Origin of the sequence: Streptomyces sp. NPDC096323 (assembly GCF_040302845.1) — a bacterium.
Lineage (GTDB): Bacteria > Actinomycetota > Actinomycetes > Streptomycetales > Streptomycetaceae > Streptomyces.
Map to the genome: position 1 here is coordinate 171,245 of NZ_JBEOSI010000008.1, position 18,444 is coordinate 189,688.

General features: G+C 69.9%; 13 protein-coding genes. 5 read left to right on the top strand and 8 right to left on the bottom strand.

All coding sequences use genetic code 11. The features are described 5' to 3' along the window. Window positions 1-14: 14 nt before the first annotated feature. From ABTX18_RS23035 to ABTX18_RS23070, 8 genes are all read right to left on the bottom strand, one after another. Window positions 15-641, bottom strand: coding sequence for a GNAT family N-acetyltransferase (locus ABTX18_RS23035; protein ID WP_352124611.1), 627 nt, complete (start codon window positions 639-641; stop codon window positions 15-17). Between the two features lie 77 nt (window positions 642-718). Beyond that, on the bottom strand, window positions 719-1,045 hold the full coding sequence (locus tag ABTX18_RS23040) for a cupin domain-containing protein (RefSeq protein ID WP_351396839.1): 327 nt from the start codon (window positions 1,043-1,045) through the stop codon (window positions 719-721). A gap of 102 nt (window positions 1,046-1,147) precedes the next feature. Beyond that, the gene (locus ABTX18_RS23045; protein WP_352124612.1) at window positions 1,148-2,773 is read right to left on the bottom strand and encodes a glycoside hydrolase family 13 protein; all 1,626 of its coding nucleotides are present in this window, start codon (window positions 2,771-2,773) and stop codon (window positions 1,148-1,150) included. 138 nt (window positions 2,774-2,911) lie between these two features. Next, window positions 2,912-3,856: a carbohydrate ABC transporter permease gene (locus ABTX18_RS23050; RefSeq protein ID WP_352124613.1), complete on the bottom strand. Its 945-nt coding sequence runs from the start codon at window positions 3,854-3,856 to the stop codon at window positions 2,912-2,914. Window positions 3,857-3,871: 15 nt separating this feature from the next. Beyond that, a complete protein-coding gene (locus ABTX18_RS23055) occupies window positions 3,872-4,831 on the bottom strand; it encodes a carbohydrate ABC transporter permease (RefSeq protein ID WP_352124614.1) in 960 nt (319 codons plus the stop codon). 91 nt (window positions 4,832-4,922) lie between these two features. Further along, entirely contained in the window at window positions 4,923-6,347 is a 1,425-nt protein-coding gene (locus ABTX18_RS23060) for an extracellular solute-binding protein (protein WP_352124615.1), read from the bottom strand. 213 nt (window positions 6,348-6,560) lie between these two features. Beyond that, window positions 6,561-10,850, bottom strand: a complete 4,290-nt coding sequence (locus ABTX18_RS23065) for a discoidin domain-containing protein (RefSeq protein ID WP_352124616.1) — start codon at window positions 10,848-10,850, stop codon at window positions 6,561-6,563. Between the two features lie 404 nt (window positions 10,851-11,254). Continuing rightward, the gene (locus tag ABTX18_RS23070; RefSeq protein ID WP_352124617.1) at window positions 11,255-11,749 is read right to left on the bottom strand and encodes a GNAT family N-acetyltransferase; all 495 of its coding nucleotides are present in this window, start codon (window positions 11,747-11,749) and stop codon (window positions 11,255-11,257) included. A 185-nt stretch (window positions 11,750-11,934) separates the two neighbouring features. Here ABTX18_RS23070 and ABTX18_RS23075 point away from each other — a divergent pair, with 185 nt between their 5' ends. The 5 genes from ABTX18_RS23075 to ABTX18_RS23095 all read left to right on the top strand — a co-directional run bounded on the left by ABTX18_RS23075 (window position 11,935) and on the right by ABTX18_RS23095 (window position 18,435). After that, a complete protein-coding gene (locus ABTX18_RS23075; RefSeq protein WP_352124618.1) occupies window positions 11,935-12,672 on the top strand; it encodes a 4'-phosphopantetheinyl transferase family protein in 738 nt (245 codons plus the stop codon). A 46-nt stretch (window positions 12,673-12,718) separates the two neighbouring features. Continuing rightward, entirely contained in the window at window positions 12,719-14,359 is a 1,641-nt protein-coding gene (pgm, locus tag ABTX18_RS23080; RefSeq protein ID WP_352124619.1) for a phosphoglucomutase (alpha-D-glucose-1,6-bisphosphate-dependent), read from the top strand. A 132-nt stretch (window positions 14,360-14,491) separates the two neighbouring features. Further along, complete coding sequence (locus tag ABTX18_RS23085; protein WP_352124620.1) at window positions 14,492-16,831, top strand: FHA domain-containing protein; 2,340 nt, start codon at window positions 14,492-14,494, stop codon at window positions 16,829-16,831. Between the two features lie 9 nt (window positions 16,832-16,840). Beyond that, window positions 16,841-17,422 carry an SH3 domain-containing protein gene (locus tag ABTX18_RS23090; RefSeq protein ID WP_352124621.1) on the top strand — a complete coding sequence of 194 codons (582 nt, stop codon included), beginning with the start codon at window positions 16,841-16,843 and terminating at the stop codon, window positions 17,420-17,422. Beyond that, on the top strand, window positions 17,422-18,435 hold the full coding sequence (locus ABTX18_RS23095; protein ID WP_352124622.1) for a serine/threonine-protein kinase: 1,014 nt from the start codon (window positions 17,422-17,424) through the stop codon (window positions 18,433-18,435). Before ABTX18_RS23090 ends, ABTX18_RS23095 begins: the two co-directional genes overlap by 1 nt. Window positions 18,436-18,444: the final 9 nt, after the last annotated feature.

Genomic DNA, 18,444 nt, shown 5'->3' on the forward strand with positions numbered 1-18,444 from the left:
TCACCGGCGACGGACTACAGATCCGCGGCCGTGGACCGCACGAGGTAGCTGACGGGCCCGGGATCGGGGACGTCGATCCCGGTGAAACCGAGCCGGTCGTAGAACGCCCTGGCCGGGGTGTTGGACGTGAGCATGCACAGGTGCACGCCGTCGACCCCCTTGGCGTCCAGGGCCGCGAGGAAGGCGCGCATCAGCTCCCTGCCGTACCCCTTGCGCTGCCAGTCGGGCAGCATGTCGATGTGCAAGTGGGCGGGGTGGTCGATGAGTTCCGGCAGGACCATGCGCTCCGGGTTGTGCAGGAGCCCGATCATCTCGTCGCTGGGACTGCGCGGCGGAGCTTCGGGACGCGGGTAGCGGTCCTCGACCAGGGGCAGCCAGCGCTTGCGGAACTCCGTCACGAAGCGCGGGGTGTCGGCCGTCCCCAGGATGTAGCCGACGGCCCGGCCCGTGCCGTCGTCGATGACGAAGGCCAGGTCGGGTTCGAGGTAGGCGTACGGCTCGGCGAAGATCGACGGCATCAGGTCCAGGTCCGGGTACAGGTGCCGGGAGTCGCCGCCGTTGTCGGCCGTTCGTACGCAGATGTCCGCGAGCGCGGCGCGATCGTCGGATCGATAGGCCCGCAGGCCGGGAAGCAGGGTCACCGTCTCATCCTGCCGAAATTGGGAGCGCTCCCACAAGAGCGGGGAGCGACTTCCTCGCATGCCTCGCGTGCGGTCCGTCAGTCGTTGACGGCCGTCAGCAGCACCACGGCGTCCTCCAGGGCGAGCAGCCCGTGCCGTTCCTGCGGGATCGGGTACAGCTGTCCGGCGGCGAGTTCCTGATCGCCCGAGGCTGCGGTGAGCCGTACCGAGCCGCGCAGGACCTGGAGGGAGGCTGCGGGCGGGGCGTTGTGCTCGTCGAGGGAGCTGCCGGAGGTCAGCGCGATGACGGTCTGGCGCAGCGGCTCCTGGCGGAGCAGGAGGTGCGCGCTGCGGCCGTGCGGGGAGGTGCGGGCCGCGGTCAGGTGCTCGTCGGCCAGGGCGTTCAGCTCGTTCGGTGCGTCCATATGCCCCACTGTGCCGCATACCCCACTGTGCCGCAGCCCTCGCTCGGCCGCGATCCTGCCGGTCGGTCCGGCCGTGCCACGACCGACCGGCGGACGGGGTGGTCAGACGCGCAGCCAGACCGCGGTGTCCTGTGGCAGCCTCCCCGCCGGGTCCAGGGGCCCGCTGGCCAGCAGCATGGTGGTGTGCGGGGGCAGCTCGGCGGCCTCGGCGGCCAGGTTCACGACGCAGACGAGACCGTCGGTCCGGGTGAAGGCGAGCACCCCGGGTGCGGCGTCCAGCCAGGTCAGTCTCCGTATCCCGGGCTCTCCCGCCGTGCCGAAGCCCGGTTCGGTGCGGCGCAGCCGCAGGGCCTCGCGGTACAGGCTGAGCATGGAGTGCGGGTCGTCGCCCTGAAGGTCGGCGGCGTACGCGGACCAGCCGGCCGGCTGCGGGAGCCAGGGTGCGGTGGTGGCGCCGAATCCGGCGTACGGTTCGCCCGCCGACCACGGCAGCGGTACCCGGCAGCCGTCGCGTCCCGGGTCGGTGCCGCCCTTGCGGAAGTGCATCGGGTCCTGGATGCGGTCGAGCGGGATGTCGGCCTCCGGCAGCCCGAGTTCCTCGCCCTGGTAGAGGTAGGCCGCGCCGGGCAGGGCCAGCGAGAGGAGGGCGGCGGCGCGAGCCCGCCGGGTTCCCAGGGCGAGGTCCGTGGGGGTGCCGAAGGTCTTCGCGGCGAAGTCGAACCCGGTCTCCGCACGGCCGTAGCGGGTGACGGTGCGGGTCACGTCGTGGTTGCACAGGACCCAGGTGGCGGGCGCGCCGACCGACGCGTGCTCGGCAAGGGTGTCGTCGATCGCGGTCCGCAGCAGTGCGGGGTCCCAGGGGCAGGCCAGGAAGTTGAAGTTGAAGGCGGTGTGCAGTTCGTCGGGTCGCAGGTAGCGGGCGAACCGTTCGGTGTCCGGGAGCCACACCTCGCCGACGAAGACGCCGTCGTACTCGTCGGCTATGGCACGCCAGGAGCGGTAGATGTCGTGCAGTTCGTCGCGGTCGACGAAGGGGTGCGGGTCGCTGCCCCGCACGAAGTCGGGCAGGGCGGGGTCCTTGGCGAGGAGGGCGGCCGAGTCGATCCGTACGCCCGAGACGCCCCGCTCGAACCAGAAGCGCAGCACGTCCTCGTGCTCCTGGCGGACCGCGGGGTGGGCCCAGTTGAGGTCGGGCTGCTGGGTGGCGAAGAGATGGAGGTACCACTCGCCGTCGTCCAGCCGGGTCCAGGGGGTGCCGCCGAATTCGGAGACCCAGTCGTTGGGCGGGATCTCGCCGTCGGCGCCGCGGCCGGTGCGGAAGTGGAAGAGCTCGCGCTCGGGGCTGCCGGAGCCGGCTGCGAGGGCGGCCCGGAACCATGCGTGCTGGTCGGACACGTGGTTGGGAACGATGTCGATGATGGTGCGGATGCCCAGCCCGCGGGCCTCGGCGATCAGCTTCTCGGCCTCGGCGAGGGTGCCGAACGCGGGGTCGATGGCGCGGTAGTCGGCCACGTCGTAGCCGCCGTCCGCGAGCGGGGAGAGGTACCAGGGGGTGAACCAGAGCGCGTCCACGCCCAGTTCGACGAGGTAGGGCAGCTTGGCCCGGACCCCCGCGAGGTCGCCGGTGCCGTCACCGTCGCCATCGGCGAAGCTGCGTACGTATATCTGGTAGATGGCGGCGTCTCGCCACCAGTTCGCGGTGGCCTCGGACGGACGGTTGGCTGCCACGTGGCGTTCCTTTCGGGCAGGTGGGACTCCGCCGCCGGCCCGGCGAGCGGGGCAGGATGGGAGGGCCGGCGGCGGAGTGCTGAGGGGAAGGCGGCTGTACGGGCCCCTCGATGGGGAGGGGCGGCGGTCCGAAAAGGGCTAGCCCTTGAGGCCGCCGGCGGTCAGACCGCTCATGATGTTGCGCTGGAAGAGCAGGAAGATGAGCAGCGTCGGGATCGACGCGATGGTGAGCGCGGCGATGAGGATGTTCTCCGGGACGCCGCTGGCCAGTGAGTAGATGCCCACGTTGAGCGTCTGCTTGCTGGGGTCGGGCAGGGTGAGCATCGGCCAGAGGAAGTCCTTCCACACCCCGACGACGGCGAAGATGGAGACGACGCCGAGGATCGGCCGGGAGATCGGCAGGACGATCGAGCGCAGGGTGCGCAGGGGTGTCGCGCCGTCGATCGCGGCGGCGTCGAGGAGCTCTCGCGGAATGGAGTCGAAGAACCGCTTCAGCAGGAAGATGGTGAAGGCGTTGGTGACCGACGGCAGCCAGATCGCCCACGGCGAGTTGACCAGGTTGCGCTGGAAGACCGGGACGTCCAGGACCGTGAGGTACTGGGGCACGACCAGCACGGTTGCCGGGATCATCAGCGTCGCCAGCATCATCCCGAGGATGACCTTGCCGAACACCGGCCGCAGCTTGGACAGCGAGTACGCGGCGGCGACGTCGAAGACGAGCTGGAAGAAGAGCGCCCCGAAAGCGTAGTACAGGGTGTTGAAGAGCAGCTTGGACAGGTCCATCACGGTCCAGGCCTGGCTGTAGTTCTCGGTGTGGAGCGAGCTGGGGAACGCGGTGGGCGGGCTCTGGACGACTTCCTGGGTGGTCTTGAGGCCACCGGTGACCATCCAGTACAGCGGCCCGAGGAAGGCCACCGTGAAAAGAACGACCACCACGCCGAAGACGATCCAGTAGAACGCCTTGCCGCGGGGTCTGCCGAGCTGTGCCGGTGAGATCAGGGTCCGCTGGCGCGCGACGTCGGACGCGCGTGAGGCCCTTGGCCGCCGGCTCCCGCGCCGGGAGACCAGTGTGTTCGATGCCATGGTCGTGCTCCCGTCCTAGTCTTCGCTGCTGCGGCTCAGTCGTACGTACACCGCGGAGAATCCCGCGAGGACGACGAGCAGGACGAGGCCGAGTGCCGCCGCGCTGCCGTAGTTGTTGAAGTTGAAGGCGTACTGGTAGATGAGGTAGACGACGGTGGTGGTGGAGCCCTCCGGGCCGGCGCCGTTGGTGAGCAGGAACGGCTCGGTGAAGACCTGCATCGTGGCGATGACCTGCATGAGCAGGAGCAGCGAGAGGATGAGCCGGGTCTGCGGGATGGTGACGTGCCAGACCTTGCGCAGCAGCCCCGCGCCGTCGAGTTCCGCCGCCTCGTACAGCTCTCCCGGGATGCCCTGGAGCGCGGCCAGGTAGATCAGGGTCGCGCCGCCCATGTTCATCCAGGTCGCCGCGATGACGACCGAGAGCATCGCGGTGTCGGTGTCCTGGAGCCACTGCTGGGCGGGCAGGTGGAAGATGTCCAGGATGCGGTTGAAGAGTCCGTATCCGGGGTCGTAGAAGTACTTGAAGAGCAGTACGGAGGCGACCGGCGGCAGCATCACCGGCAGGTAGACCAGCAGCCGCAGGTAGCCCTGCCCGTGCCGGAACTCGTTGAGCACGACGGCGACGACGAACGGGACGGCGAAGCCGAGCAGCAGCGCCAGCACGGTGAACAGGGCGGTGTTGCGCCAGGCCTGCCAGAACGCCGGGTCGTTGAAGACGTAGGTCAGGTTGGACCAGCCGGCCCAGGTGGTCTTGCCGTCCTCTGTCTTCTGGAAGGCCAGGACGAACTCCCTGACCATCGGGTACCAGGAGAAGAGCGAGAAGCAGAGCACCGCTCCGATCAGGAAGCCGTGTGCTGAGATGTTGCGGCGCACGGCGCGCAGGAACTCCTCGCGGGCGGAGTCCCGGCGGGCGGGGCGTGGGTGTCCTGGGCGGGGCCTGGGCGCCTTGTGTGAGGACAGAGTAGGGGCCGACATGGTGTGTCTCCTCGGTGCCGGTGAACTTCGAGCGCAGTCGGACGGGTCCGGATGCGGGACCGGGTCCGCGTGACCCGGTCCCGCGCGTCCGTTACTGGTTCGCCAGGACCTGGTTGACCTGCTGCTCCGCGGTGGAGAGCAGCTTGTCGATGTCGGCGTCCTTGTTGGTCAGCACACCGGACATGGCGTTGTCGAGGATCTTGTAGATCTCCTGGGCCTTCGGCGGCTCGGCCTTGCCCTGGACGGGGTTGTCCATGAAGGCCTTGAAGTTCTGGATGGGCATCGACGCGTTGGCGGTGCGTGACGCGTCGTCCTTGGTCTTGCTGTCGCCCAGGAAGAAGTTCGGCTGCGGGAGCCCGACGGGGAGCTTGTCGGCCTTGGTGCGGGCCCAGTCGAACTGCCCGTTGCCCGGGGTGAGGTTCTTGAAGTTGAGCCAGGCGACGGCGGCCTTGATCTGGTCGGGCGAGCTGCCCTTCTTGATCATGTAGTTGTTGCCGCCGAACAGGGTTCCCTTGGCGCCGGGTATCGGGCCCAGGCCGAAGGTCTCGTACTGGGCGCCGAGCTGCTGCACCATGTACGCGATGTCGTCGGGGGCGGCGAGGAACATGCCCAGCTTGTCGCTGGAGATCTGCTTCTGCAGGTCGCCCCACTTCAACAGCTGGGTCTTGCCCATGCTGTCGTCCTCCCAGCGCATGTCGTGCAGCTGCTGGAGGACCTGCTTACCGGTGGCGTCGTTGAAGGCCGCCTTCTTGCCCGAGGCGTCGACGACGTCCCCGCCCAGGCCGTACTGGGTGGCGGCGAAGTGCCAGCCGCCGTTGTTGCCGGCGCTGTACTCGCCGAAGCCGGCGATGCCCTTGCCCAGGCCCGCGATCTTCTTGGCCGCCGTGCGCACCTCTTCCCAGGTGGCGGGCGGGGTGTCCGGGTCGAGACCGGCCTGCGTGAACAGCTTCCGGTTGATCATCAGGCCCATGGTGTAGTTGCTGGTCGGCAGGGCGTAGAGCTTGCCGTCCTTGCGGGCCACGTCGATGACCTGGGGCTGGATGTCCTTGAGGGCCGGCACGGTCTTGTCGGTGACGTAGGCGGAGATGTCCTCGGCCCCGTTGTTGTCCAGCACCTGCTGGAGGTCGGTGAAGTACGCGTAGAAGACGTCGGGCTGCGACTTCCCCTTCAGCATCGCCGTGAAGCGGGGCGGCTCGTTGCACTGTCCGGGGGTGGACTTTCCGTTGATCTTGACGTTCGGGTACGTCTTGTTGAACGTCTTGATGTCCTCGTTCCACTCGCGCAGCTCCGCGGCCTTGGCCGCCGGCGGCATGCAGTCGATCGAGATCGTCACCTTCGCCTTCGGGTCGAGCGGGGCGGACGGGTCGGACGATCCCTTGGACGCGCTGCTCGAGTCCTCGTCCTTGCTGCTGCTCGTGCCGCAGGAGGCGAGCGAGGTCAGGGCAAGTGCGGTGACAAGGGCAGCCGCGGAGGCACGGCTGATACGGCGTGTGCGGCGCAACCCGGCACTTCTCATCGATGATCCCCTTTGGGCATGAGCGTGGATGGCCCTCGGCCGACTCTCTGCCGGGGCGAGGCACACTCAACCAGCGGCAACATGTGAACGCAATATCTCGCGCAGTTTTCGTAAAAGTTTGACAGCACTTCGCACGTCGTGTGCGGCCCTGTGCGGGTGCAGCACAGGGCGCCGCCCGGCGGACCGGACGGCGCCCCTGGTTGCGGTGCCGGGTTACGGGTTGATGTTGATCTTCATGGTGGACGTCGTGTTCTTCACGTCCTGGGCGTTGCCGCTGAGCTTCAGCCCGTTGAAGGTGACCTCACCGACGGCCGGCCCCTGGCCGGACTCCGGCATCTCGTTGGCCCACAGCCCGAATCCGGACTTGGCGTCGAAGGCGTCCCCGCTCTTGCGGGCTCCGGTGATGGTGATGTCGGTCAGGATGGTGTCCTTGATGGGGAACTGGGGCTGTCCTCCTACGTAGTTGGTCTGGAACATGATGCCGCTGTACGTGGGGTCGACGATGTCCACGTGGTTGATCCTGATGCCCTGGAAGACCTTGGACGCGGAGAACAGCCAGATCCCGGGGAAGGTCTGCGTCCCCCAGAAATGACCGCCCGAGCGGACCACCGACACGTTCTCGACCGTCGTCGGATCGGTCCCGAAGCCGTTCATCGGGTAGCCGAAGTCCAGCGAGCTGACGGTGATGCCGGAGTAGACGAGGGTGTCCGCGATGTGGATGTTGCGGAAGGTGTTGTTGTAGCCGCCGTAGACGGCGACACCCGCCGCGCGCCAGGTCAGAAGGGACGTGAGGTTCTCGTAGACGTTGTTCTTCATGTCCGCGCCGCCGGAGTCGATCGCGGAGAACAGCGCGAAGCTGTCGTCGCCGGTGGCCCGGGACTCGTTGTTGACGACGTGGTTGTCCGTCGAGCCGTTGGTCATGTTGATGCCGTCGGCGAAGGTGTCGCGGATGCGGGAGTTCTTGATGGTGATGCTGTCGGTGTTGGCGCCCCAGTAGAGGCACACCTGGTGCTCGTTCCAGACGTTGTCGATGACGATGTCCGAGACGTTGGAGAAGTCGAACACCTTGCCCGGTCCGTCGATGCGCGAGGTGTAGTTCCCGAAGTACGCGAAGTTCGCGAACGTCGACCCCTTGGCACTGGCCTCGGCCCGGAAGCCGTTGTCGGTGTTCTCCTGGGTGGAGGGGGCGTGGAACCTGGTGTACCAGGGGCCCGCGCCGATGACCTTGACGGCCTTTCCGTAGACCTGGAACTTGCTGGCGGTCTGGTAGTCACCGGCCGGCAGGTAGACGCCGGTCAGCTTGCCCGTGGTGTCCATCCGCACCTTGTCCAGGGCGTTCTGGACGTCCTGGTGGGTGAATCCGGCGGGGACGGTGTACGAGGCAGGGTCGGGGTTGGCGATCTGCGTCGCCTGCTCCAGGCTGACGAAGTCGATCGCGTACGTGCTGGTGTTGGCGGTGTCCTTCTGCAGCCGGATCCTGCTGCCCGCCGGGACGGTCCGGCCCAGCATGACGTTCGCCTCGTCGTAGATGTGCCGCGGGGAGCCCGCGCCCGGGGAGTTCCCGGGACCGGTCTCGGCGCCGTACAGCCAGGCGTACTTCGAGGTGAGGTCGATGGCCTTGAGGAAGGTGCCGTCGACGTAGACGTTCAGCTGGGAGTCGATGCCTCCGCCGCCCGCGGAGTCGGGGATGGAGTACCGCGTCACCAGGGTGTTGGTGCTGGCCCTGGTGGTGAACTCCACATAGTTGCCAGTGCTGTTGAGGGTCACGGCCTTGCGGCCCGACGCCTCGCCGGCCACGTCGCCCACGGTCCTGTTCGGGCCGACGACCTGCGCGCCGCCGCCGGTGACGCCGTCCTCCGCCTCGTACATGTCGTAGGGCATGTTGGCGCCGCGTCCGACGAAGAGCGAGCTGGTGACGGTGTTGTTCTCGCGCTTCACCGGGAGTTCGTTGGCGTCGTCCGCGACGACCGTTCGCACGGTGTACGAGCCGTTGGCCGCCGTCCAGCTGCCCAGGTTCACCGGGGCGCTCGTCGCACCCGCGGCTATCGCCCCCTCGTAGGCGCCGGTGAGGGTCTTCACCGTGGCGCCCTTGGAGTCGAGCAGGGTCAGCGTGACGGCGTGGCCGCCCGCCGCCGAGGCGACGGTGCCCTGGTTCTTGAGGGCCACCGAGAAGGTGACGTTCTGGCCGGCGGACGGGGCCGACGGCGAGGTGCTGACCCCGGTGGAGACCAGGTCCGAGCTGGCGACCGGCTTCACGACCAGACCGGTCGTGCTGGTCCAGGTGTTGTCGGTCTCGTTCTGCTCGATGACCTCGTTCGCCGGGTCGGCGACCGCGCTCAGTGCGTACGTGCCCGCGTCGCGCGCGCCGATGTCGGCGCTGACCTGAGTGGAGGCCCCGGCGGCGAGGGCGCCGACGGACGCGGTGGCCGCCTTGGAGCCGCCGAGCCGGAATTCGACCTTGCTCGCCGGCGCGGCGAGCGCACCGGTGTTGCGGACCGTTGCCGTCAGGGTGACCGGGTCCGACTCCACGGGCGCGGCCGGGGCCGCGGTCACCGAGTCGATCCGGAGGTCCGGATTGGCGGCGGGAGCGCCCAGGACCTGGAACTCCGCGACCTGACCGGCGGGCGCGCCGGAGTTGGAGGTGAACTTCAGCTGGACGTCCGCGACCCGGGCGCCGACCGCAATGGTCACCGTGTTGCCGCTGCCCGGGCTGAACGCGTAGTCCTTGGCCGCGACCAGGCCGGTGAAGGACGAGGCGCTCTGTTCACGCCCGAGGACCTGGATGTTCTGCGTCCTGGCTCCCCAGCTGCTGTCAGGGTTGAGCTTGACGACGACGCTCGAGGTGTCCGCGTTGGCGCCCAGCTTCACCGTGAGGGTGTTGGGGTAACTGCCCCCGGCGCCCTCCCAGTAGGTGGCCAGGCTGTTGTCGTTGGCGTTCTCCGCGACGTACGTATGGACCACGGACGAGGCGGTGACGGGCTTGCCGACCGCGAGATTGGACGCGGTGCCGGTGCTGCCGTTGCGGGTGACGGTGTTGCTCTCGCCCGATACGTTGCCCGCCGCGTCCCTGGCACGGACGGTGTAGGACACGGTGGTGCCGGCGGGCTGGGTGTCGGTGTAGGCGGTGACATCGCCCGCCACGCTCTTGCGCAGCACGTTGTTGGCGTAGACGTCGTATCCGGTGACGCCCTTGTTGTCGGCGGAGGCCTGCCAGACCAGCTTGATCTGTCCGGTGGCCGGCTCGGTGAAGCTCAGGTTCGCCGGGGCGGTCGGCGCCTGGGTGTCGCCGGTGCCTGCGGTGCGGGTGACGGTGTTGCTGTTCGCCGACGCGTTGCCCGCCGCGTCCCTGGCCCGTACGTAGTAGGACACGGTGGTGTCGGCCGGACGGGTGTCGGTGAAGGTGGTGACATTCCCGGCGAGGCTCGTGAGCAGCGTGTTGTCGGCGTAGACGTCGTATCCGGTGACGCCCGTGTCGTCCGTCGACGCCGTCCAGGTCAGCCGGATCTGCCCGGTGGCGGGTTCGGTGTACGCCAGTTGCGACGGCGCGGTCGGCGCCTGGGTGTCACCGGCGGTGGGGCCGTAGATCTCCAGCTCGGAGACCTGGGCGCCCGGCTGGACGGAGTTGGCGCTGACCAGGACGCGGAGATAGCGGGTGGTCGTGGCGTCGAAGGAGATCGTCGCCGACTCGCCTGCCATCGGACTGAAGGTGTAGGGCGCGGACTGCGTCAGGTCCTGGAAGTCCGTGCCGTTGGCGCTGCCCTGGATCTTCAGCGTCTGACTGCGGGTCTCCCAGCCGTCCGGCAGGCGCAGCACCACACGGTCGACCCGGACGGAGGAGCCCAGGTCGGCCTGGATCCACTGCGGCAGGTCGTTGTTGCGGCTCTCCCAGTAGCTGGCCGCGTTGCCGTCGTTGGCGTGGGCGGCGATGTACGTCTGGGTGTAGCTGCTGGCCGTGAGCGTGCGGCCGGCCGCCAGGTTCACCGACGACTCGGCGGCCGCGCGAACCTCCAGCTCGGCGAGCTGGCCGTTGTCCGACGCGGAGTTCGCGGTGATGGTCGCCCGTACGAACCGTGCCCGGGTGGCCGGGATGTCGATGGTCACCTTGTTGGAGCTGCCCGGCGCGAAGGTGTAGGCGGCCGGGGTCTTCAGCGTGGTGAAGCTCGTCCCGTCGGCGCTGCCCTGGAGGGAGAGGGTCTGACGGCGGCTCTTCCAGCCCTCCGGAAGCCTGAGGGTCACCTGGTCGATGCGGGTGACCTCGCCCAGATCGCTCTGCACCCACTGGGGCAGGGCGCTTCCCGACCCCTGCCAGTACGTCGACGGGTCTCCGTCGGCGATGTTCGCGGGGGCTCTGCCGCTGCCGGCGCTGCTCGCTGCCGTGCGGTGACCGGCGTCGATGTCCGGGCCACCGGCAGCCGACGCGTTGAGCGCGGGCCAGCCGGCCGTCAGCAGGCCGGCGGTGAGGGCGGCGGCCAGGACCCGCCATCGGCGGTGTTGCGTTCTCATATGTCCCCGATCTTCGGCCTCGGCGCAGGGGGCGCGGCCAAGGCGCGGCTCTGTCTGCGTACCCGCTGGGTCATGAATTTCTGCACCATCGGGATGGGGGTTTTGCGTTTTGCGGTCAGAGAGTTGCAGAGAATTGAGACCGAGTCCACCGTTGCGACAGAATGCGGAACCTTGGCGGCCGCTCCCGTGGTGCCACAACCCACGTAAGAATCACGGCATTTGGCCGGGGATGAACCAGGCGTCCCGCGCCTCCGCGATAACGCAAGGAATTTGCGTATATATGAAAGGAACTGAAAGGTGCCAGCTCGGAGGGGGAGGCCGAGAGGTGAAGGCGGGGCACAGCGACGGGCGGGGCCCGCAGCTGCGGACCCCGCCCGTCTTCCCGTTTCCCGTACGCCGCCGGTTCAGTCCGACGGACTCCAGCGGTATCTGACGTCCGGCTCGTTCTCCTCGTTGCGGCTGCCGTCGTCGAACGCGACGGCCGTGAATCCGTGCCGCTCGTAGAAGGCCCGCGCGTCGGCGTTGCGCTGGAAGGCGTAGAGGGCGAGCCCTTGCGGGCTGCGCTCCCTGGCCTTCGCCAGGAGCAGCGTTCCGATGCCCCGGCGCCGCACGTCGGGTCGCACATACAGGTGCTCGAGTTCGTCCCCGTCGACCGAGACGAAGCCGACGGGCTCCGCCGCGCCCCCGCTCTCCCGGAGTTCGGCCACCCGGACGTCCGTGCCGGGCAGCACGACATGGGTCATCCAGCCGAGGGTGGCCTCGTCGCTGTGCACCCTCGCCAGGTACGGCATGGCGGCGGCGCGGGAATCGAGGAACAGGCGGGTGAGGGGTCCGGCGTCCTCGACGCGAGCCTCCCGCAGGTGCACCGCGCCGAAGTGCGGGCGGCCGTCCGATGACATCCGGGTCTCCTGTCCGTAGGGGCAGGGGTGAGGAAAGCCCCGCCGCATCTCAGGGCGCCGTGAATCGGCCACCCGAGATCGAACATACGTCGGGCCCGGTCAGGATCTCCATAGAATAGAAGGGACCGCTCCGCCGTGACACGCGCCCCGCACGGCGTCCGCCCGGCGAAGGAAGCAACGTACCGGTGTACCAGCCCCACGTGTTCACGTTCCCCGGCGACGGGCACCGCGTCCCTGCGCCCCTCTTCGCGCCCGGCGCCCCCGCGTTGTGGCTGGTGGACGCGGAGCGGGACGGCGGGCACGCGGAGCGGCTCGCGCCGGGGATTCTCGACGCCGGCGAACGGGACCGGGCCGCGCGCCTTGTCGTCCCGGCCGACCGGGCCTGCTACGTCGCCGCGCACGTGGCCCTGCGGCTGCTGCTCGGCGCGCTGCTGGGGACCCCTCCGGACGCCGTGCGCCTCAGGCGGGAGCCGTGCCCGTCCTGTGGTGGCCCGCACGGCCGTCCCGCCACCGACGGCGGTGTGCACTTCTCCCTGTCGCACACCCGCCGCCTGGCCCTGCTGGCGTTCGCGGACGCGCCCGTGGGAGTGGACGTGGAGCCTGTTCCGAAGCCAGGGATCGTCTCCGAGATCGCCGGTCAGCTGCATCCGGCGGAGTCCCGCGAGCTGGCGGCGCTTCCCGAGGAGGAGCGGCCGGCCGCCTTCGGCCGGGTCTGGACCCGCAAGGAGGCCCATCTGAAGGGCGAGGGCATCGGCCTGGCCGCCGGCCTCGCGGCCGAACACATCGGCACCGGCATCCTGCCCCGTCCGGGCCCGCCGGGCTGGACGGTCACCGATGTCCAGATCCCCGCCGGACATGCGGCGGCGGTGGCGGTCCGCGCGGCGGGGCAGCCGCCCGCCCGCCGCGGCGACCGGCGAAAATGACGGGGCGGGCCGACCGCACCGACCGACCGATACGGAGGAGTGGCAGATGCCGCAGACACGAGCCGGGCAGCAGGCACGCCCGGAGGACCTGACCGATGTGGCGCGGCTGGTGACGGCGTATTACACGCTGCATCCCGATCCCGCCGAACCGGGCCAGCGGGTCGCCTTCGGCACGTCGGGGCACCGCGGGTCGTCGACGGCCACCGCGTTCAACGAGGACCACATCGCGGCGACGAGCCAGGCGATCAGCGAGTACCGGGCGCAGCAGGGCACGGACGGGCCGCTCTTCCTCGGCGCCGACACCCACGCCCTGTCGGAGCCCGCACGGGTGACCGCCATCGAGGTGTTCGCCGCGAACGACGTGACCGTGCTCATCGACTCCGCCGACGGCTACACGCCGACGCCCGCGGTCTCGCACGCCATCCTCACGTACAACCGGGGCCGCGGCTCGCACCTCGCCGACGGTGTGGTGGTCACCCCCTCGCACAATCCGCCGGGCGACGGCGGCTTCAAGTACAACCCGCCGAACGGCGGTCCGGCCGGGTCGGAGGCGACCGGCTGGATCCAGGAGCGGGCCAACGAGATCATCACCGGCGGCCTCAAGGATGTCCGCCGCATGCCGTACGTCCGGGCGCTGGCGGCGCAGTCCACGGGAACGTACGACTTCCTGGGCACCTACGTGGCGGACCTGCCGTCCGTGCTCGACCTGGACGCGGTACGCGCGGCCGGGGTGCGGATCGGCGCCGACCCGCTGGGCGGCGCCTCGGTCGCGTACTGGGGCCGTATCGCCGAGCAGCACCGGCTCGACCTGACCGTGGTCAATCCGCTGACCGACCCCACCTGGCGGTTCATGACGCTGGACTGGGACGGGAAGATCCGGATGGACTGCTCCTCGCCGTACGCGATGGCCTCTCTGATCGGACAGCGCGACCGCTACCAGATCGCCACCGGCAACGACGCCGACGCGGACCGGCACGGCATCGTCACCCCGGACGGGGGGCTGATGAATCCGAACCACTACCTCGCCGTGGCCATCAACTATCTGTACGCGCACCGGGACCGCTGGCCGGCGGATGCGGGCATCGGCAAGACGCTGGTCTCGTCCGGCATGATCGACCGGGTCGCCGACGGTCTCGGCCGGCGACTGGTGGAGGTGCCGGTCGGCTTCAAGTGGTTCGTGGACGGCCTCGCCGACGGATCGCTCGGCTTCGGTGGCGAGGAATCGGCCGGGGCCTCGTTCCTGCGCCGTGACGGATCGGTCTGGACGACGGACAAGGACGGCATCCTGCTGGCCCTGCTCGCCTCCGAGATCCTGGCGGTGACGGGCGATTCGCCGTCCCAGCACTACACCGCGCTGACCGCCCGGTTCGGTGAGCCCGCCTATGCCCGGATCGACGCGCCCGCGGACCGCGACCAGAAGGCCGTACTGGCACGCCTGTCCCCCGAGCAGGTCGGCGCCGACACCCTGGCGGGCGAACCCGTCACGGCCGTCCTCACCTCGGCCCCGGCCAACGGGGCCGCGATCGGCGGCATCAAGGTGACGACGGAGAACGCCTGGTTCGCGGCGCGCCCCTCGGGAACAGAGGACGTCTACAAGATCTACGCGGAGTCCTTCCTGGGCGCCGGGCATCTCGCCCGCGTCCAGGAGGAGGCCAAGGCCGTCGTCTCCGCGGCCCTGGACGCCTGACGCGGAAGCCGTTGGCCCCCGGCCGGGCCGGTGCGGGGGCCAACGGCTTCGTGCCTTCCCCGCACTCGCGCGCGCCCCGGCGCGACAGCGGCCGGCCGGGCGCATAACCGTACCGGCCGATAGAATTCGGGCATGGAAGAGCGGCCGGTCGCGCCGACTGCGCCCGAGGTCGTACTCGAAACCGACGCAGGACCCACGGTGATGAGTCCGGGCCGGGAGTACCACGTCGGACGCGACCCTTTGAGCGACATCGTCATCGACGACGTCCGGGTCTCGTGGCACCACGCCGTGCTCAGGTCGTCGGACGGCCACTGGTCGATCGAGGACGAGGGCAGCACGAACGGCACCTACAGCGGAGGCCGGCGGATCGGCGCATGCGACGTCGGGCCCGGCGCCCTCATCCGCTTCGGCCATCCGGACGACGGTCCGCAGGCGGTGCTACGGGTCCGGGCGGCACCTGCGCCGGACCGCCCGTCGGCCGTCTCCATGCCCGCCTCGACCGGCACGTTCCGGCAGCCGACCACCGTACGGCCGCTGCCGTCGCGCACCGTACGAATCGGCCGCGGATCCGGGAACGACCTGGTCGTCGACGATCTGAGCGTCTCCCGCCGCCATGCCGAACTGCTGGCCCACACCGACGGTACGTACGAGATCGTCGACCTCGGGTCGCACAACGGGACCTTCCTCAACGGCCAGCCGGCCGAGCGCGCACCGGTCTCCCCCGGAGACATCGTCGGCATCGGGCACTCCGCCTTCTGCCTGGTCGGGGACACGCTGCAGGAGTTCGTCGACACCGGCGAGGTGTCGCTCGACGTGCAGGACCTGGCGGTCACCGTCGACAGGGGGCGCAAGACGCTGCTCGACCACGTCGCGTTCCCGGTGGGCGAGAAGTGCCTGCTGGGCGTGGTGGGACCCAGCGGCGCGGGCAAGTCCACACTCCTGAACGCCCTGACCGGACTGCGCCCGGCCGACGAGGGCACCGTCCTCTACGACGGCCGCGATCTCTACCACGACTACGCCGAACTGCGGCAGCGCATCGGCCTGGTGCCGCAGGACGACATCCTGCACGCCCAGCTGACCGTACGCAGAGCGCTCGGTTACGCCGCGGAGCTCCGTTTCCCGCAGGACACCGCCAGGTCGGAGCGCCGCGAGCGGGTCGCCGAGGTGGTGCGCGAGCTCGGGCTGGAACAGCGGGCCGACCAGCCGATCCACAGTCTCTCCGGCGGCCAGCGCAAGCGGGTGAGCGTGGCGCTGGAACTGCTGACGAAGCCCTCACTGCTCTTTCTCGACGAGCCGACGTCGGGCCTCGACCCCGGCATGGACCGGTCGGTCATGCACATGCTGCGTGGCCTCGCCGACGACGGGCGCACCGTCATCGTCGTCACGCACAGTGTGCTGAGCCTGGACGTGTGCGACCGGCTGCTGGTGCTCGCGCCCGGCGGGAAGATCGCCTATTACGGTCCGCCCGAGGAGGCGCTGGCCTTCTTCGGTTTCGCCGAATGGCCCGAGGCGTTCGAGGCCTTCGAGAACGACCGCGACCGGCCCTGGGCCGAGGAGTTCGCGGCCTCCCCCTTCCACCGGCGCTACATCGCCAACGCGAGTTCACAGCCCCGGCTGCCGCACGCCGCGGCCGCGGCGGTCGCCCCGCCGCCGAAGACCCGCAGCTGGGGCGCCCAACTGCGCACGCTGGTGCGGCGGTACGCGGCCGCGCTGAGCGCCGACCGGACGTTCCTCGCCATCATGATCGCACTGCCGTTCGTGATGGGCGCCATGACCCGGGCACTCGCCGGGAGCAGGCTGACGCAGGAGACGGCGATGAACGCGCTGCTCATCCTCTGTGTCGGCGGTGTGCTGACGGGCGCCGCCAACGCGGTGCGGGAACTGGTCAAGGAACGGGTGATCTACCAGCGGGAAAGAGCCGTCGGCCTCTCCAGATCCGCGTATCTGATGTCCAAGGTGGTGGTGCTGGGCACCATCACGGTGCTCCAGGCCGTCGTGCTGACCCTGGTCGGTCTCGTGGGTGTCGATCTCAACGCCCCCGGCGGGAAGGGCGTTCTGCTGCCACCTCTGATCGAAATCACCCTGACGGTGGCCCTGTTGTCCTTCACCGCGATGATGCTGGGGCTCCTGGTGTCCGCGCTGGTGCGCAAGGAGGAGGTCACCATGCCCCTCCTGGTGCTGCTCGCGATCGTCCAGGTCGTCTTCTGCGGCGCCCTGCTGAAGCTGCACGGCGTGCCGGGCATCGAGCAGTTGTCCTGGCTGATCCCCTCCCGCTGGGCGCTGGGCGCCATGGCGGGGACCATCGGTCTGGCCAGGATCGTGCCCGGAAAACTGACCTCGGACCCGCTGTTCGAGCACTCCGCCGGGATCTGGCTTCTCGACATGGCGATGCTGGTGGTGCTGTCCGTCGTCTTCGGTTTCGCGGTGTCCAGACTCCTGCGCCGGCACGAACCCGCCATCATGCGGAAGTAGGAGCGGCCCATGGAGACCGAGGACTTCCGCCCCACCCATGTCGTCCCCCAGGACGGGCTGCCCGCCTGGGAGGCGCCGGACGTGTCCCGGCCCACCGAGCCGCTCGACCCGCTGCTCCCCGTCCAGCTGCTCGACCGGCGCGGCGACTGGGGCCAGGTCCTGTGCGCCAACGGCTGGTCCGCCTGGGTCGACGGCCGACTGCTCGTTTCCGTACCGCACGACCCTCCGCAGGCCGGGCAGCCGATGGCCCGGACGGCGGACCCCGGGCCGCTGATGGCCCGGGTCCAAGAGGCGCTCGACCGCTTCCGGCGGGCGTCCGAGGAGCTCGTCGCGGGCCGCATCGACGGGGAGACCTTCCGCCGCCGCACCCAGGGACTGCGCGCCGGCGTGGTCGTCGACGGCGAAGCGGTGTGGCTGTTCGACGCGGAGCACGAACGCTGGATGTACACGGACGGCGCCCGGCTGACGACCTACGCGGCACAGTCCGGCCCCGGCCTCCCGGACAGCGCCCCGGTGAGCGGCGGCGGCCCGGAGGCGACCCGGCTCGTCGACCCCGGCACGCATCCGCGGACCTGGCCGGGTGAGACCTGATGGCCCCGGCCACCGCGTCCCCGGACGATTCCGCACTGCCCGCCGGACGGCCCTCCGACCTGACGGGCAGGCGGATCGCGGGGTACCTGGTGGAGCGTGAGATCGGGCGCGGCGGAATGGCGGTCGTCTACCGGGCCAAGGACCTGCGGCTGGACCGTACGGTCGCCCTCAAGCTGCTCGCCCCGGAACTCGCCCGCAACGACACCTTCCGCAAACGCTTCACGCATGAGTCCCGGGTGGCTGCCGCGATCGACCACCCGCACATCGTGCCGGTCTTCGAGGCCGGCGAGACCGAGGGCATCCTCTACATCGCGATGCGCTACGTGGCCGGTCAGGATCTGCGGGCCCTCATCGACCGGCAGGGGCCGCTCCCCCTGGGCACCGCGCTCCGGATCGCGGCCCAGGTGGCGTCCGCACTCGATGCCGCCCACGACCACGATCTGGTGCACCGGGACGTCAAGCCGGGCAACATCCTGGTCGCGGAGGGCACGGACAGCGACCATCCGGAGCACGTCTACCTGACGGACTTCGGGCTGACGAAGAAGTCGCTGTCGCTGACGGGGTTCACCTCCGTGGGCCAGTTCGTCGGAACGCTCGACTACGTGGCGCCCGAACAGATCTCGGGCCGCCCGGTGGACGGGCGCTGCGACGTCTACAGCCTGGCGTGCGTCGTGCACGAGACGATGGCCGGCGCCCCGCCGTTCCAGCGCGACGACGACATGGCGCTGCTGTGGGCGCACCAGTTCGATCCACCGCCGGCGTTGACGGGCCTGCGCCCCGATCTTCCGGCGGGTGTCGACGCGGTGCTGGCGAAGGCCCTGGCCAAGAGTCCGGACGACCGATACGACTCCTGTCTCCAGTTCGTGGCCGCGCTGCGCGCCGCGGCACGGGGCGAGGTGCGGGGCAGCGGCCATCCGCCGACGCAGGTGGACCGCCGGCTCGGCGCGTGGCGGTCGGGTCCCGAACCACCGCCCGGGCCGCCGCGGTGGGCGTTGCCGGTGTTCCGGGGTTAGGGGGTCCGG